The 13,841-nt window shown below is 56.8% G+C and carries 8 protein-coding genes; all 8 read left to right on the top strand.

From position 1 onward, the window contains the following. The first annotated feature begins 184 nt into the window (after positions 1-184). The 8 genes from ACN9MQ_RS16620 (at position 185) to ACN9MQ_RS16585 (ending at position 13,832) form a co-directional block, all read left to right on the top strand. The gene (locus ACN9MQ_RS16620; RefSeq protein WP_426021520.1) at positions 185-5,137 is read left to right on the top strand and encodes an alpha-2-macroglobulin family protein; all 4,953 of its coding nucleotides are present in this window, start codon (positions 185-187) and stop codon (positions 5,135-5,137) included. 1 nt (position 5,138) lies between these two features. After that, a complete protein-coding gene (pbpC, locus tag ACN9MQ_RS16615) occupies positions 5,139-7,463 on the top strand; it encodes a peptidoglycan glycosyltransferase PbpC (protein ID WP_426021521.1) in 2,325 nt (774 codons plus the stop codon). A gap of 156 nt (positions 7,464-7,619) precedes the next feature. Continuing rightward, positions 7,620-8,051, top strand: coding sequence for a nucleoside-diphosphate kinase (ndk, locus tag ACN9MQ_RS16610; protein WP_003860625.1), 432 nt, complete (start codon positions 7,620-7,622; stop codon positions 8,049-8,051). A 169-nt stretch (positions 8,052-8,220) separates the two neighbouring features. After that, positions 8,221-9,387 (top strand): bifunctional tRNA (adenosine(37)-C2)-methyltransferase TrmG/ribosomal RNA large subunit methyltransferase RlmN, encoded by a 1,167-nt coding sequence (locus tag ACN9MQ_RS16605; protein ID WP_014171168.1) that lies wholly within the window; start codon positions 8,221-8,223, stop codon positions 9,385-9,387. 293 nt (positions 9,388-9,680) lie between these two features. Then, the gene (gene rodZ / locus ACN9MQ_RS16600; protein ID WP_014171167.1) at positions 9,681-10,697 is read left to right on the top strand and encodes a cytoskeleton protein RodZ; all 1,017 of its coding nucleotides are present in this window, start codon (positions 9,681-9,683) and stop codon (positions 10,695-10,697) included. A gap of 26 nt (positions 10,698-10,723) precedes the next feature. Continuing rightward, complete coding sequence (gene ispG, locus ACN9MQ_RS16595) at positions 10,724-11,842, top strand: flavodoxin-dependent (E)-4-hydroxy-3-methylbut-2-enyl-diphosphate synthase (RefSeq protein ID WP_014171166.1); 1,119 nt, start codon at positions 10,724-10,726, stop codon at positions 11,840-11,842. An 81-nt stretch (positions 11,843-11,923) separates the two neighbouring features. Beyond that, positions 11,924-13,198 carry a histidine--tRNA ligase gene (hisS, locus tag ACN9MQ_RS16590; RefSeq protein WP_020883031.1) on the top strand — a complete coding sequence of 425 codons (1,275 nt, stop codon included), beginning with the start codon at positions 11,924-11,926 and terminating at the stop codon, positions 13,196-13,198. A 13-nt stretch (positions 13,199-13,211) separates the two neighbouring features. Further along, entirely contained in the window at positions 13,212-13,832 is a 621-nt protein-coding gene (locus ACN9MQ_RS16585; RefSeq protein WP_020883032.1) for a YfgM family protein, read from the top strand. Positions 13,833-13,841: the final 9 nt, after the last annotated feature.

Raw genomic sequence — 13,841 nt, 5'->3', positions numbered from 1 at the left:
AATGACGTAAAAGGTAACATGTGACGTTTGCGACTGTGATCGGCATAGCAGTGCCTGAGTAAAGGCGTCGTCGCTCTGCGAGGTGCTTTCCAGATTCTAAAATTAGACTTTTTGTATTAATAAAACTTGCGGATAATACTTATCCGGAAGACGACCAACAGGCTCCATGGGCCAGGGACAAAGGATGACACCGTTTCGCTTAGCCGCGATTTCTCTCGCGCTGCTTACCACATTTTCGCTTGTCGGCTGTGATAACAGCGACGATAACTCTCAGGCTGCGGCTCCCGCAGCATCCACAGCAACGACACCGAAAGCACCGGAAAAGCCGGACGCTGAAAAGCTGGCAACGCTGGCGGCACAGAGTCAGGGCAAAGCGCTCACCCTGCTGGATACCTCAGAGGTGCAGCTTGATGGCGCGGCCACGCTGGTGCTGACCTTCTCTGTTCCGCTCAATCCCGATCAGGATTTCGCCAAAACAGTGCATGTGGTGGATAAAAAAAGCGGCAAGGTTGACGGGGCGTGGGAACTCGCACCTAACCTGAAAGAGCTACGCCTGCGCCATCTGGAGCCCAACCGCAATCTGGTTGTCACCGTTGAACGTGATTTGCAGGCGCTGAACAAAGCGACATTTGGTATCGATTACGAAAAAGCCCTGACTACCCGGGATGTTGAACCGACGGTCGGTTTTGCCAGCCGTGGCTCGCTGCTGCCGGGCAAGGTGGTGGAAGGTCTGCCGGTAATGGCGCTCAACGTCAACAATGTTGACGTGAATTTCTACCGCGTTAAGCCTGAATCCCTGGCCTCCTTTGTCAGCCAGTGGGAGTACCGTAACTCCCTGACCAACTGGGAGTCCGATAATCTGCTCAAAATGGCGGACCTGGTGTATACTGGCCGGTTTGACCTCAATCCGGCACGCAACACCCGTGAAAAACTGCTGTTGCCGCTGCGGGATATTAAGCCGCTCCAGCAGTCAGGCGTGTACATCGCGGTCATGAATCAGGCCGGGCACTATAACTACAGCAATGCCGCAACCCTCTTTACCTTAAGTGATATTGGGTTGTCCGCTCACCGTTATCATAACCGTCTGGATATTTTCACCCAGAGCCTGGAAGATGGCGCGGCGCAATCCGGCGTTACCGTCACCCTGTTGAATGATAAAGGGCAGACGCTTGCCGAAGCGAACAGCGATGCTGACGGCCACGCAAAGCTTGAGACTGACAAAGAAGCCGCGCTGATTCTGGCCAGCAAAGACGGACAGACCACGCTGCTTGACCTCAAGCTTCCGGCCCTCGATCTGGCGGAGTTTGATATCGCAGGTAGCCCAGGCTACAGCAAGCAATTCTTTATGTTTGGCCCGCGCGATCTCTATCGCCCTGGCGAAACGGTGATCCTCAATGGTTTGCTGCGTGACAGCGACGGTAAACCGCTTCCTGCCCAGCCGGTTAAACTCGACGTACTGCGCCCGGACGGACAGGTGGCACGCACGGTTGTCGTCCAGCCTGAGAACGGCCTCTATCGCTTCAATTATTCCCTGGACGGCGGGGCGCAGACCGGTATGTGGCATATCCGCGCCAATACCGGCGATAACCAACAGCGCCTGTGGGATTTCCACGTTGAAGATTTTATGCCGGAGCGTATGGCGCTTAATCTGACGGGACAAAAAGCGCCGGTTTCCACCGAGGATAACGTCGACTTTAACATTGCGGGTTATTACCTGTATGGCGCACCTGCCAACGGAAATTCCCTGCAAGGCCAGCTTTTCCTGCGACCGCTGCGCGAAGCCGTCGCTGCACTGCCGGGCTTCCAGTTCGGTGATATCGCCGAAGAGAACCTGAGCCGCAGCCTGGATGAAGTTCAGCTAACCCTTGATGAACAGGGGCGCGGACAGGTCTCGACCGAAAGCCAGTGGAAAGAGGCGCATTCACCGCTGCAACTGATCCTGCAGGCCAGCCTTCTGGAATCGGGCGGTCGCCCGGTGACGCGCCGTGCTGAGCAGGCCATCTGGCCGGCGGCCGAGCTGCCGGGTATCCGTCCTCAGTTTGCCAGTAAGGCCGTTTATGACTATCGCACTGACACTACCGTCAACCAGCCGATCGTGGATGAAAACGGCAATGCCAGCTTTGATATCGTCTATGCCGATGCCAGCGGGGCAAAAAAGGCGGTTTCCGGGTTACAGGTTCGCCTGATCCGTGAGCGCCGTGACTACTACTGGAACTGGTCAGAGAGCGATGGCTGGCAGTCACAGTTTGATCAGAAAGACCTGGTGGAGGGCGAGCAGGAGCTGACCCTCAAGGCCGATGAAACCGGTAAAGTGACCTTCCCGGTGGAGTGGGGCTCGTACCGTCTGGAGGTCAAAGCGCCGGACGACATGGTCAGCAGCGTGCGCTTCTGGGCCGGCTACAGCTGGCAGGATAATAGCGACGGCACCGGTGCCGCTCGCCCTGACCGTGTGACCATGAAACTGGACAAGCCTTCCTATCAGCCGGGAGATACCATCCAGCTGCATATCGCTGCTCCGGCGGCGGGTAAAGGCTATGCGATGATCGAGTCCAGCGAAGGGCCGCTGTGGTGGAAAGAGATCGACGTACCGGCCAACGGACTCGATCTCTCAATCCCGGTGGATAAGGCCTGGAAACGTCACGATCTCTATCTCAGCACGCTGGTGGTACGCCCTGGCGATAAATCCAAATCAGCGACGCCGAAACGTGCCGTCGGGTTACTGCATCTGCCGATGGGCGATGAGAATCGCCGCCTGAATGTCGCGCTGGAAAATCCGCAGAAAATGCGGCCAAACCAGACGCTGTCCGTGAAGGTGAAGGCCAGCGTCAAAGAAGGCGCCGTTCCGCAAAAAGTGAATGTGCTGATCTCGGCAGTGGACAGCGGCGTGTTGAACATCACCGATTACGTTACCCCGGATCCGTGGGAAGCGTTCTTCGGTCAGAAGCGCTACGGCGCGGATATCTACGATATTTACGGTCAGGTCATTGAAGGGCAGGGCCGCATGGCTGCGCTGCGCTTTGGTGGTGACGGCGATGAGCTTAAGCGCGGCGGTAAACCACCGGTGAACCACGTGACTATCATTGCCCAGCAGGCGCAGCCGGTCGAGCTCGATGCTAACGGTGAAGGGACCGTGACGCTGCCCATTGGAGACTTCAACGGCGAGCTGCGTCTGATGGCGCAGGCCTGGACGGAAGATGATTTCGGCAGCAGCGAAGGTAAAGTGATTGTCGCCGCCCCAATCATTACCGAACTGAACACGCCGCGCTTCCTGGCAAGTGGCGATACCTCACGCCTGACGCTGGATGTGACCAACCTGACGGACCAGCCGCAAACGCTGAACGTTGCCTTTACCGCTACCGGCAAGCTGTCGCTTGAGGGCGCACAGCCGCAGCCCGTGAAGTTACCGCCGGGCGCGCGCAGCACCCTGTTTATCCCGGTACGTGCACTGGATGGTTACGGTGACGGTGAAGTGACCGCTCAGGTGACCGGCCTGCAGCTGCCGGGCGAGACTTTCGCTGCACAACAGAAGAGCTGGAAAATCGGCGTTCGTCCGGCATTCCCGGCGCAGACCGTTAACACCGGTGCCATGCTGAATCCTGGTGAGTCGTGGAGTGCACCGGCGCAGCACCTTAATGGCTTCTCTCCTGCCACGCTACAGGGACAATTGCTGCTGAGCGGGAAACCGCCTCTGAATCTGGCGCGCTATATTCGTGAGCTGCAGGCATACCCGTATGGCTGTCTGGAGCAAACCACCAGTGGTCTGTTCCCGTCGCTCTACACCAACGCGGCGCAGTTGACCGCGCTTGGCATCAAAGGGGATACGGATGACAAGCGCCGTGCGGCCATTGATATCGGGATCTCCCGTCTGCTGCAGATGCAGCGTGATGACGGAGGTTTCGCGCTTTGGGATAAAAACGGTCCGGAGGAGTACTGGCTCACCGCCTATGTCACTGACTTCCTGGTTCGCGCAGGCGAGCAGGGCTACAGCGTGCCTGCTGAGGCGGTTAACAACGCCAACAGCCGCTTGCTGCGTTACCTGCAGGACCCGGGCATGATGTCCATCCGCTACAGCGATGATACCCAGGCCAGTAAATTTGCGGTGCAGGCCTATGCCGCGCTGGTGCTGGCTCGCCAGCAAAAAGCTCCGCTTGGTGCGTTGCGTGAAATCTGGGAACGTCACGGACAGGCCGCTTCCGGGCTGCCGCTGATGCAGCTGGGGATGGCGCTTAAATTGATGGGTGACGCACCGCGCAGCCAGCAGGCGCTGGGTCTGGCCATCAAAACGCCGCGTAACGACAGCAAAAACTGGATGGCCGATTATGGCAGTGCGCTTCGTGATAATGCGCTGATGCTCTCTCTGCTTGAGGAGTACAAGCTTCTGCCGGATGCGCAAAATACGCTGCTGAACGCCTTGTCGGAACAAGCTTTCAGCCAGCGCTGGCTCTCGACCCAGGAGAGTAACGCCCTGTTCCTGGCCGGACGCTCGCTGCAAACTTTGTCCGGCGCATGGCAGGCGCAAACGTCTCTGGCGAATACCGCATCAGGCGGTGATAAAGCCCAGGTACAGAACGTGAACGGCGACCAGCTTGGCGCGCTGCAGGTGACCAATACCGGTAGCACACCGCTGTGGGTACGACTTGATAGCACCGGTTATCCGGCATCTGCACCTCAGCCATCGTCTAACGTGCTGCAGATTGAGCGCCATATTCTGGCAACCGACGGCAGTACAAAGTCGCTCACGTCACTGAAGAGCGGCGAGCTGGTGCTGGTATGGCTTGAAGTGAAGGCCAGCCAGAACGTGCCGGATGCGCTGGTTGTCGATCTCCTCCCGGCGGGACTGGAACTGGAAAACCAGAACCTGGCGAGCAGCAGCGCCAGCCTGCAGGACAGCGGCAGCGAAGTGCAGAACCTGCTCAGTCAGATGCAGCAGGCGGATATTCAGCATATGGAATTCCGCGACGATCGCTTTGTGGCGGCGGTGCCGGTTAACGAAGGGCAGCCGGTCACGCTGGTTTATCTGGCGCGCGCCGTGACGCCGGGAACCTATGAGGTGCCGGTCCCGTTGGTGGAGTCCATGTATGTGCCGCAGTGGCGGGCAACAGGTGCGGCCAGTGGCCCGCTGATTGTTGTACCGTAATATGCGGCTTGTACGTCTGATACGCTCCCGCTGGCTGTGGCTGGCGGGAGCGCTTCTCGTTTTATGGGGGCTGATCCTGGCCGCTGATCGCCTGTGGCCGTTGCCTCTGAAAGAGGTCAACCCCGCACGGGTGGTGGTGGACGAAAAAGGCACACCGCTCTGGCGTTTTGCCGACAGCGAAGGGATCTGGCGCTATCCGGTCACTCTCGAAGAGGTTTCTCCCCGCTATCTTGAAGCCTTGATCCAGTATGAAGATCGCTGGTTCTGGGACCATCCAGGCGTGAATCCGTTCTCTGTGCTGCGCGCCGCCTGGCAGGATCTTACCTCCGGGAGGGTTGTCTCAGGCGGCAGCACGCTCACCATGCAGGTGGCGCGCCTGCTGGATCCGCATCCGCGTACTTTTGGTGGCAAAATTCGTCAGCTCTGGCGAGCCATGCAGCTTGAGTGGCACCTCTCTAAGCGCGACATCCTCACGCTTTATCTTAACCGCGCCCCGTTTGGCGGTACGCTGCAGGGGATTGGTGCGGCAAGCTGGACCTACCTCGGCAAACCACCTTCGCAGCTCAGCTATTCCGAAGCGGCGCTGCTCGCCGTATTGCCGCAGGCGCCAAGCCGGTTGCGTCCAGACCGCTGGCCGGAACGTGCAGAAGCGGCACGCAACAAAGTGCTCGATCGGATGGTGACGCAGGGCGTCTGGTCGGCAAGCCAGGTTAAGGAGTCCCGTGAAGAAGCGGTATGGCTGGCGCCCCGGCAAATGCCGCAGCTGGCACCGCTCTTTTCGCGCATGATGCTCAGCAAAAGTCGCGATACTAAAATTGTGACTACCCTGGATGCGTCGCTGCAGCGGCAGCTTGAAGAACTGGCGATGAACTGGAAATCCCGCCTGCCAGCACGCAGTTCGCTGGCAATGATCGTCGTCGATCATACGGATATGAAAGTGCGTGGCTGGGTGGGATCGGTCGACATTAACGATGACACCCGGTTTAGCCATGTGGATATGGTGAATGCGATCCGATCGCCGGGATCGGTGCTCAAGCCCTTTATCTACGGTATGGCGCTGGACGACGGTTTGATCCACCCGGCATCGCTGCTCCAGGATGTTCCAAGAAAAACGGGGGATTATCGCCCGGGTAATTTCGACAGTGGGTTTCATGGGCCGGTGAGTATGAGTGAAGCGCTGGTACGTTCCCTTAATCTGCCCGCCGTGCAGGTGCTCGAGGCATACGGACCAAAACGTTTTGCTGCGATGTTGAGTAATGCAGGTTTGCCGCTGATTTTACCTGCTGGCGCACAGCCGAATTTATCGCTGATCCTGGGCGGGGCAGGGGCGCGGCTGGCCGATATCACCGCAGCCTACAGCGCGTTCGCCCGACACGGTAAAGCGGGCCGGCTGCGCTTACAGCCAGGCGATCCCCTGTCAGAGCGGCCGTTGTTATCCCAGGGGTCGGCGTGGATCATTCGCCGTATTCTGGCCAATGAGGCGCAGCCGCTGCCGGACAATGCGCTGCCGCAGGTGGTACCTCTGGCATGGAAAACGGGAACCAGCTATGGCTACCGTGACGCATGGGCGGTAGGGCTGAATGCCCGTTACGTTATTGGGATCTGGACCGGACGACCGGACGGCACGCCTGTGGCGGGTCAGTTTGGGTTTGCGAGCGCGGTACCTCTGCTTAACCAGGTGAATAATGTTCTGCAGTCTGGTTCAACGCTCGATCAGGCGCGTCTGCCACGCGACCCGCGTCCTGACGGTGTGGGGCGCGGCGTCATCTGTTGGCCGGGCGGCCAGTCGCTGCCGGAAGGGAGCGAAAATTGCCGTCGTCGCCTGGCGACCTGGCTGCTGGACGGCAGCGAGCCGCCGACATTGCTCCTACCGGAACAGGAAGGTATTCGCGGGATCCGTTTCCCGGTCTGGCTGGATAAAGAGGGCAAACGCGTGGCGGCAGACTGCCCGGATGCGACCGAGAAGGACCTGGATGTCTGGCCGCTGCCGCTGGAACCCTGGCTGCCTGCAGCCGAGCGGCGCTCAGCACGGATCCCTTCGCCATCGGCTACCTGTCCGCCCTTGTCGCAGGACTCACCTGCACCGCTGATGTTGACTGGCGTGCGTGAAGGCGCGGTTATCAAGCGTCTGCCGGGGGAATCCCGCGTCTCGTTACCGCTACAGGCCACCGGCAATAGCGGTGAACGCTGGTGGTTTTTGAATGGCGAACCGCTGGCGGTGAAGAGCCGGGTTTACACCTTGCAGCTTGATAAATCAGGTGATTATCAGGTGCTGGTGATGGATGAAGCGGGGCAGGTGGCGACGGTGAATTTCACGCTGCAGTAGCGTTAAACGTCTCTTCTGCTGTGAGCTGTTGCTAATCTTCGTCTCATTTTAAAAAAATGTTACCTGAATCCATAGGCAATGGCGCTATTGCTCATTATAATCCGCGCCACACCATACTCAGGTATGAAAAACAACAGAACATTTACAGAGGTTATCATGGCTATTGAACGTACTTTTTCCATCATCAAACCAAACGCGGTGGCAAAAAACGTTATTGGCAGCATCTTTGCTCGCTTTGAATCAGCAGGGTTCAAAATCGTTGGCACCAAAATGCTGCACCTGACCGTTGAGCAGGCTCGCGGTTTCTACGCTGAGCACGAAGGTCGTCCATTCTTCGACGGCCTGGTTGAGTTCATGACTTCTGGCCCGATCGTTGTATCCGTACTGGAAGGCGAAAACGCAGTACAGCGTCACCGTGACCTGCTGGGTGCGACCAACCCGGATAACGCACTGGCTGGTACCCTGCGCGCTGACTATGCAGACAGCTTCACCGAGAACGGCACCCACGGTTCCGATTCTGTTGAATCTGCCGCTCGTGAAATCGCGTTCTTCTTCGCTGAAGGCGAAGTGTGTCCACGTACCCGTTAATTTAACGGTTTCGTTTACACATTATTTTCGTAAATGCCGCGTGCAGACGTGGCATCCCTGCGCCAGACTTTGTACAATGCAACGCCCCGGACGAGCAGACTGCTTTCCGGGGCGTTTCTTTTCAACCCTCCATGGGCCATAACGTGTAACAACGAGGCCGGAAAAAATTATGTCTGAATTAGTGAATACCTCCGAAGTCGCCATTCCTGCGGTTCCAAATAAAAATGGAAAAATTAACCTGCTGGATCTGAACCGTCAGCAGATGCGCGAGTTCTTTAAAGAGATGGGCGAGAAGCCGTTTCGTGCCGATCAGGTCATGAAATGGATGTACCACTATTGCAGCGACAACTTTGATGACATGACTGACATCAACAAAGTGCTGCGCAATAAGCTCAAAGAAGTGGCTGAAATCCGTGCACCAGAAGTGGTGGAGGAGCAGCGCTCTGCCGATGGCACCATCAAGTGGGCGATTGCCGTTGGCGATCAGCGCGTTGAAACCGTCTACATCCCGGAAGAAGACCGCGCCACGCTGTGCGTCTCCTCTCAGGTGGGCTGTGCGCTGGAGTGCAAGTTCTGCTCAACCGCTCAACAGGGATTCAACCGTAACCTGCGCGTGTCTGAAATTATCGGCCAGGTGTGGCGTGCGGCGAAAATCGTCGGTGCGGCGAAAGTGACCGGGACCCGTCCAATCACCAACGTAGTGATGATGGGCATGGGCGAGCCACTGCTGAACCTGACCAACGTCGTTCCGGCGATGGAAATCATGCTGGATGACTTCGGCTTTGGTCTGTCCAAGCGTCGCGTAACGCTGTCGACATCAGGCGTAGTGCCTGCACTGGACAAGCTGGGCGACATGATTGATGTTGCGCTGGCGATCTCCCTGCATGCACCGAACGACGAAATCCGTGACGAAATTGTACCCATCAACAAAAAGTACAATATCGAAACTTTCCTCGCCGCCGTGCGTCGCTACCTGGAGAAATCCAACGCGAACCAGGGCCGCGTGACGATCGAGTATGTCATGCTCGATCACGTAAACGACGGTACCGAGCATGCGCATCAGCTGGCTGAACTGCTGAAAGATACGCCGTGCAAAATCAACCTGATCCCATGGAACCCGTTCCCGGGCGCGCCTTATGGTCGTAGCTCGAACAGCCGTATCGACCGTTTCTCCAAGGTGCTGATGGAGTATGGTTTCACCACTATCGTGCGTAAAACCCGTGGTGATGATATCGATGCTGCATGCGGACAGCTGGCAGGTGATGTGATTGACCGTACCAAACGTACCCTGCGTAAACGTATGCAGGGCGAGACGATTGCGGTCAAAGCTGTTTGATTCTTATGCACTCACGGCGCATTATTTGCGCCGTGAAGCATAATCTTACTGAATAATCAGTCAGATTCGTGATGACTGATCAATAATTACGGTGCGTTTCATCCGACTTTCGGGCAGTATGTAACGACGTAACAACAGTTTATCCTGACGGGCAGGGCTGTGCTGTCATCTCCGGGCTGACAGTCTTATACTGTCTGTTCAAGGTTAACTGATCAGAACTTTCGCGGTGCGGGTGGCATTGTGACTTACCGGCACCTGAACCCTTTTTTTTCACGTACCAGTAGTTGTAGCGAATGAATACTGAAGCCACTCACGACCAACATGAAGCACTCTCCACTGGCGTTCGTCTTCGCAACGCCCGTGAACAACTCGGACTCAGCCAGCAAGCCGTTGCAGAACGCTTATGTCTGAAGGTTTCCACGGTTCGCGATATTGAAGAAGATAAGGCTCCGGCCGATCTGGCTTCAACATTTCTGCGTGGTTACATCCGCTCTTATGCAAAACTGGTGCATATCCCTGAAGAAGAATTACTGCCAATGATGGAGAAGCAGGCACCGGTCCGCGCAGCAAAAGTTGCGCCGATGCAGACCTTCTCCCTGGGAAAACGTCGTAAAAAACGTGATGGCTGGCTGATGAGCTTTACCTGGCTGGTGCTGTTTGTGGTGATCGGCCTGACGGGCGCATGGTGGTGGCAAAACCACAAGGCGCAGCAGGAAGAGATCACCACCATGGCCGATCAATCCTCCGCCGAGCTCAATCAGTCCGGCAATGACAACGCTCAGAGCGTGCCGCTGAATACCGAAGGTGCTGCCACCTCCAGCGAGCCGCAGACTGCCGCGACCGATGCGCCTGCAACCGATGCCGGGCAGGCACCCGCCGCAACGGCTAATACCCCTGCGCCTCAGGCTCAGGATCCAAACGCGGTGGTTGCCCCTTCTCAGGCAAATGTGGATACCGCGACCAACGCGCCAGCGGCCACTCAGCCTGCGGACAACGGTGCTGCGTCACTGCCAACCAACCCGGCCGGAACGGCTGCGCCGGCGGCGGACCCAAATGCGCTGGTGATGAACTTCTCTGCTGACTGCTGGCTGGAAGTGACCGATGCAACAGGTAAAAAACTGTTCAGCGGTCTGCAGCGTAAAGATGGCACGTTAAACCTAACCGGCCAGGCACCGTATAAACTTAAAATCGGCGCTCCGGCAGCAGTACAGATCCAGTATCAAGGAAAACCTGTCGACCTGAGCCGCTTTATCAGAACTAACCAGGTTGCGCGTCTTACCGTTAATGCCGAACAATCAGCAGCACAGTAACAGACGGGCAACGCGGGAGATTTTTCATGCATAACCAGGCTCCGATTCAACGTAGAAAATCGAAACGGATTTACGTTGGTAATGTGCCAATCGGCGATGGGGCTCCTATCGCCGTCCAGTCGATGACCAACACGCGTACCACAGACGTGGAAGCGACGGTCAATCAGATCAAAGCGTTAGAACGTGTAGGCGCGGACATTGTTCGCGTCTCCGTGCCGACAATGGATGCCGCAGAGGCGTTCAAACTGATCAAACAGCAGGTCAGCGTTCCGCTGGTTGCTGATATCCACTTCGATTACCGCATTGCGCTGAAAGTTGCTGAATATGGCGTCGACTGCCTGCGTATTAACCCGGGCAACATCGGTAACGAAGAGCGTATCCGCATGGTGGTGGATTGCGCCCGCGATAAAAATATTCCTATCCGTATCGGCGTCAACGCCGGTTCCCTGGAAAAAGATCTGCAGGAAAAATACGGTGAGCCAACGCCGCAGGCGCTGCTTGAATCCGCGATGCGTCACGTTGATCATCTTGATCGTCTGAACTTCGATCAGTTCAAAGTCAGCGTAAAAGCCTCAGATGTGTTCCTGGCAGTAGAGTCTTATCGCCTGCTGGCAAAACAGATCGATCAGCCTTTGCACCTCGGGATTACGGAAGCCGGTGGCCTTCGTAGCGGTTCCGTTAAATCGGCGATCGGCCTGGGGCTGCTGCTCTCGGAAGGGATCGGTGACACCCTGCGTGTTTCGCTGGCGGCCGATCCGGTAGAAGAGATCAAAGTCGGTTTCGATATCCTCAAATCACTGCGTATCCGCGCACGTGGGATCAACTTCATTGCCTGCCCAACCTGTTCACGTCAGGAATTTGACGTGATTGGCACGGTGAATGCGCTTGAGCAACGTCTGGAAGATATCATCACCCCGATGGACGTCTCCATCATCGGGTGCGTGGTGAACGGCCCGGGTGAAGCCCTGGTGTCAACGCTCGGCGTCACCGGCGGTAACAAGAAAAGTGGTCTCTATGAAGATGGCGTGCGTAAAGATCGTCTGGATAATAGTGATATGATCGACCAGCTTGAAGCCCGCATCCGTGCCAAAGCAACAATGATGGATGAAGCGCAGCGCATCAGCATTCAGCAGGTTGAAAAATAACGTGATGGGAAGCGTGGCGCTTCCCATGTATGATTGAACCCATTCTTTGGGTTCTTTTTTGTATATAGAAAGAGAATAAACGTGGCAAAAAACATTCAAGCCATCCGCGGCATGAACGATTATCTGCCTGGCGAAACCGCCATCTGGCAGCGCATTGAAGGCACACTCAAACAGGTGCTCGGCAGCTACGGTTACAGCGAAATCCGTTTGCCGATTGTAGAGCAGACCCCGTTATTCAAACGCGCGATCGGCGAAGTGACCGACGTGGTTGAAAAAGAGATGTACACCTTTGAGGACCGCAACGGCGACAGCCTGACACTGCGTCCGGAAGGTACGGCGGGCTGCGTACGCGCCGGCATCGAACATGGTCTCCTGTACAATCAGGAGCAGCGCCTGTGGTATATCGGCCCGATGTTCCGCCACGAACGTCCACAGAAAGGTCGTTATCGCCAGTTCAACCAACTGGGTGTGGAAGTCTTTGGCCTGCAGGGCCCGGACATTGACGCCGAACTGATTATGCTGACTGCCCGCTGGTGGCGTGCGCTCGGCATTGCTGAGCACGTCTCACTGGAACTGAACTCCATCGGTTCTCTGGAAGCACGTGCGAACTACCGTGACGCACTGGTTGCGTTCCTGGAGCAGCACAAAGAGAAGCTGGACGAAGACTGCAAACGTCGTATGTACAGCAACCCACTGCGTGTGCTGGATTCCAAAAACCCTGACGTACAGGCGCTGTTGAACGATGCACCTGCATTGGGCGACTACCTGGACGAAGCGTCACGTGAGCACTTTGCGGGTCTGTGCAAACTGCTGGAAGCCGCGGGCATTGCTTATACCGTGAACCAGCGTCTGGTGCGCGGTCTGGACTACTACAACCGCACCGTGTTCGAGTGGGTGACATCCAGCCTCGGTTCCCAGGGCACCGTGTGTGCCGGCGGTCGTTATGACGGTCTGGTTGAGCAGCTTGGTGGTCGTCCAGCCCCTGGCGTTGGCTTCGCCATGGGTCTTGAGCGACTTGTTTTGCTGGTTCAGGCAGTTAATCCGGAATTTAAAGCAGATTCCGTTGTCGATATATACCTGGTAGCCTCAGGCGCGGAAACGCAGCCTGCGGCAATGCAGCTTGCGGAACGTGTGCGTGATGCACTGCCGGACGTGAAGCTGATGACCAACCATGGCGGCGGCAACTTCAAAAAACAGTTTGCTCGTGCCGATAAATGGGGCGCAAGTATTGCACTGGTGCTGGGCGAGTCCGAAGTGGCTAACGGCGAAGTGGTTGTGAAAGACCTGCGCTCGGGTGAGCAGACAACGGTAACGCAGGACGGCGTTGCGGCGCACTTGCGCACTCTATTGGGCTAAGGAGAAGGACTGCGTGGAAATTTACGAGAACGAACACGATCAGGTCGACGCGATTAAACGCTTCTTTGTCGAAAACGGCAAGGCGCTGGTTGTTGGGGTTATTTTAGGTGTCGGTGCGCTGGTAGGCTGGCGTTACTGGAACAGTCATCAGGCGGACTCCGCGCGTGACGCGTCGCTGTCGTATGAAAATACCGTTAGCGCAATCCGTGCCGATCAGCCGCAAACGCTGACGGCGGCTGAGAAATTTGCCGCTGACAACAAAAACACCTACGGTGCGCTGGCCGCACTGGAAGTGGCGCAGCAGTACGTTGATAAGAACGAGCTGGATAAAGCCGCTAGCCTGCTGTCACAAGGGCTAACCGCCGCCAGTGATGAAAATCTGAAAGCGGTAATCAATCTGCGCCTGGCTCGTATTCAGGTTCAGCAGAAAAAAGCTGACGATGCGCTGAAAACGCTCGATACCATCAAAGGCGAAGGTTTTGCTGCCATTGTTGCCGATCTGCGCGGTGAAGCACTGCTGAGCAAAGGTGACAAAGCGGGCGCGCGTAAAGCGTGGCAAGCTGGCGTAGAGAGCAAAGCTTCACCTGCGCTGAGCGAAATGATGCAGATGAAAATAAATAATTTGTCCGTCTGAGAGGGACCC

It is taken from the genome of Enterobacter sp. R-25 (genome assembly GCF_049913205.1).
GTDB lineage: Bacteria > Pseudomonadota > Gammaproteobacteria > Enterobacterales > Enterobacteriaceae > Enterobacter > Enterobacter ludwigii.
Note: the sequence above shows the minus strand (reverse complement) of the source record. Positions and strands in the feature narration are given on the sequence as shown.

Bases quoted from the DNA above. Each gene is read 5' to 3' on its own strand.
- ACN9MQ_RS16620 (WP_426021520.1), top strand. From the start codon at position 185: ATGACACCGTTTCGCTTAGCCGCGATTTCTCTCGCGCTGCTTACCACA.
- pbpC (WP_426021521.1), top strand. From the start codon at position 5,139: ATGCGGCTTGTACGTCTGATACGCTCCCGCTGGCTGTGGCTGGCGGGA.
- ndk (WP_003860625.1), top strand. From the start codon at position 7,620: ATGGCTATTGAACGTACTTTTTCCATCATCAAACCAAACGCGGTGGCA.
- ACN9MQ_RS16605 (WP_014171168.1), top strand. From the start codon at position 8,221: ATGTCTGAATTAGTGAATACCTCCGAAGTCGCCATTCCTGCGGTTCCA.
- rodZ (WP_014171167.1), top strand. From the start codon at position 9,681: ATGAATACTGAAGCCACTCACGACCAACATGAAGCACTCTCCACTGGC.
- ispG (WP_014171166.1), top strand. From the start codon at position 10,724: ATGCATAACCAGGCTCCGATTCAACGTAGAAAATCGAAACGGATTTAC.